Raw genomic sequence first — 1,677 nt, 5'->3', positions numbered from 1 at the left:
CGGCGGCGTAACAGTCGTCGTTCGAGCGGGCCGAAGACCAGCACCTCGATCACCACGCCGACCACCAGGATCAGCAGGATGGTGGCCATGACGCCGCCGATGTCGTCGACCTCCCGTCCGCGCTGCAGCAGGGTGCCGAGGCCCAGGCCGAGCTGCTGCCCGCCGGCGATGATTTCCGACGCCATCAGGGCGCGCCAGCAGAATGCCCAGCCCTGCCGAAGCCCTGAAATGTAGGACGGGAGGGCGGCCGGCAGAACGATGTGCAGCGCGGTGTCCCAGGTCCCCGCTCCCAGTACGCGCCCCACCTTGCGGTGCAGCGGCTGGATCTGGTCCACGCCGGCGAGCAGCCCATTGACAATCGCCGGAACGGCGCCGGTCAGGACAACGAAGTACACCGTGGCGTCGGTAACCCCGAAGAAGAGGATTGCCACCGGGACCCACGCCACGGTGGGCAGTGTCAGCAGGAAGGTCATGTAGGGTGCGACGGCGGCGCGCAGCCACACTGAGGCGGACAGCACGAGCGCCAGCACGGTGCCCACAAGGACGGACAGGAGAAACCCCGGCACGCCCCGGCCCAGGCTGGTGGCAACGCTCTGAACGAGCTCACCGGTTGCCCACAGTCGCCCCAGAGCGGCGAAGAGCTCAGCCGGACCTGTTCCTCCGTTGGCCGAGGAGGCTGCGGCCCACAGGCCGAACACCACGACGAGGGTGGCCACGGGTGCCAGCATCAGCAGGAGACCGCGGGAACGGGAGGCGCCGGGGACCGTCGAGACGACCCGGCCTGGACGGGCAAGCTCGCGGGGTTCAGCTAACTGCGACAAGACCGTGCACCTCCCGGTGGAGTACGTTCTTGATGGTTTCGGCCAGCGCTGCCCCCGCGACGGCGTCATGGCGCTCGGCATCGGAGACCTGCCACTCGCCGGCAATGCCGCCCTGGTCAGAAGCCAGGAGAATGACGCGCTGGCCCAGCCGGATAGCCTCGCGCACGTTGTGGGTGACCAGGATGATGGTCCGGCCCGTCGCACGCCAGATGTCCTCCAGCTCATCGTGCAGGAAATCGCGTGTGATGGAATCCAGCGCGCTGAACGGCTCGTCCATGAGGAGCAGGCTGCGGCTCTGTGCAAGTGCGCGGGCCAACGCTACCCGCTGTTGCATTCCGCCGGAGAGTTCGTGGACCAGGCGGTTGCCGGCGTCGGAAAGACGGACGATGTTCAGTAGTTCCTGTGTCCGATCGGAGCGTTCGTTCCGAGGAACGCCGGCGAACTTCAGCGCGAGGGAGATGTTGCCCGCCGCGGTGAGCCAAGGCAGCAGCGCCGACTCCTGGAACATGACCGCCGCAGGCGGGGCGAGGACCGTCCCGCCGTCGGCCTGGTCGAGGCCAGCAACGATGTTGAGCAGGGTGGACTTGCCGGAGCCTGATCCACCGACCAGGCAGAGGAACTCGCCCTTGGAGATGGACAGATTGAGCCCCTCGAAGACCGGAGTTGGCCCGAAGTTCTTCGTCAGGTCGGCAATCTCGACAGCGGGCTCGCCGCTCATGGCGTACCGGGCGGGTTAGATGACATAGCGTTCGTCCTCGCGGGCGGACAGTTCAAGGTGGTCGGATTCCACCAGACCTGCGGCCAGGGTATTGCCGTCGGAGGGGTCGATGACCAGGAAAGCTCCGGTACGGCGGAA

2 protein-coding genes are annotated in these 1,677 nt (G+C 67.2%); both read right to left on the bottom strand.

Going from position 1 to position 1,677, the window contains the following annotated elements; genetic code table 11:
• Positions 1 to 821 (bottom strand): ABC transporter permease subunit (locus RIF85_RS15880; RefSeq protein WP_309072864.1); only part of this gene is annotated, 821 nt, incomplete at its 3' end.
• The gene (locus RIF85_RS15875) at positions 805 to 1,539 is read right to left on the bottom strand and encodes an ABC transporter ATP-binding protein (RefSeq protein ID WP_309072863.1); all 735 of its coding nucleotides are present in this window, start codon (positions 1,537 to 1,539) and stop codon (positions 805 to 807) included. The genes RIF85_RS15880 and RIF85_RS15875, both read right to left, overlap by 17 nt.
• Between the last annotated feature and the right edge of the window lie 138 nt (positions 1,540 to 1,677).

This window comes from Arthrobacter sp., from assembly GCF_031179385.1.
Taxonomy (GTDB): Bacteria; Actinomycetota; Actinomycetes; order Actinomycetales; family Micrococcaceae; genus Arthrobacter_D.
This window is presented reverse-complemented; position numbering and strand designations above follow the sequence as displayed.